Origin of the sequence: Duncaniella muris (assembly GCF_003024805.1) — a bacterium.
Lineage (GTDB): Bacteria > Bacteroidota > Bacteroidia > Bacteroidales > Muribaculaceae > Duncaniella > Duncaniella muris.
This window is the reverse complement of record NZ_PUEC01000078.1, coordinates 1-1126: the sequence shown is the minus strand read 5'-3', so window position 1 is coordinate 1126 and position 1126 is coordinate 1. Positions and strand designations below refer to the sequence as shown.

The 1126-nt window shown below is 47.5% G+C and carries 1 protein-coding gene; it reads right to left on the bottom strand.

Annotated features, from left to right (window positions below; all coding sequences use genetic code 11):
* Nucleotides 1–1062, bottom strand: a 1062-nt coding sequence (locus C5O23_RS14115; protein WP_107033540.1) for an IS4 family transposase, incomplete at its 3' end; no start/stop codon positions are given.
* Nucleotides 1063–1126: the final 64 nt, after the last annotated feature.

Here is a 1126-nt window from a genome sequence, read left to right as displayed (position 1 = left end):
TTTGCTTTGAAGTACTGACAGCAGCAGATTTGCGATGAGTGTAACCCATATCTGGATTTTGATGGCGTTGGCGCTCTCGCCATAGAAGTATCTCAAGGGGAAGTTCTGTTTGATCTGCTTGAAAAGAGACTCTATCTGCCATCGGCGGCGGTATATCGCCACGATTGTCTCTGGCGGCATGTCGAAGTCGTTGGTCAGAAGCGATATGAGTTTTGGCTTCCCGTTCTTCTTGATGTCAACGTATGTAATTATTCTGGCGATGTGGTTTATGCCGTCTTTACGGAACACCACGACCTGTTCACGGTATTCCATCAGTCCCTGCGGGTTCTGATGCATACAGTCTACAAGTACCTCATAACTTAGGTTCTTCTTCATTTTGGTGACATATACAACGCCACGGTCCGTCAGTTCCTCGAATTTGGCATAATTGATATAGGCGCGGTCAAGAGCGACTATCTCGTTGTGGCTGTAATGGCTCGGAGCAAGCATGAAAGAGTCATTGGTGGCCGCCGAAGTGAACTGCACATCGCAGGGAACCCCCTCGTTGGCGTGTATGACAGAGTGTACCTTTATGCCGCCTTTCTTCTTTCCCGTCTTGGGGTGTCGACCAACGCCCTTGAAAATAGCGTTGGAGAACAATGTGATTGTAGTGGAATCGATAATCCTAAGCTGCTTTATCCACTCTTCCGTGCCGTTGCGTCTGCTGTCCGATGAAAGAATGTCTTTGTTGGCTGCATACAGGTCGCGATAGACATCCTCAAAGAACTTCTCTGACCGTCGGGCATTTGCATCCGACAGGGTGCTGCGCTTTGGTACAGTATCAATTCCGACATGGTGCAGTTTGCGAACCTCCGCTGTCATAGATGTCTCTATCTCACGCAATGAGTCGAAGCGCTGGATCACGGCATAGAGCATCGTAAGCAGATGCGTATAGCCGTCAAAGCTCTTTACATACTTCTCTCCGCCGTGTTTTCGGCTGAATTCAACAATTTTTTCACGATTGAGTGATTTTATCAGCTGTCCATATATCGGCTGTCCGAAGAAATTACTACTTTTACTCATGGTTATTCATGGATTGTTTGGCGACACCAAAATAACCATTTAGGGCTGACTCCTGCAATAGGTG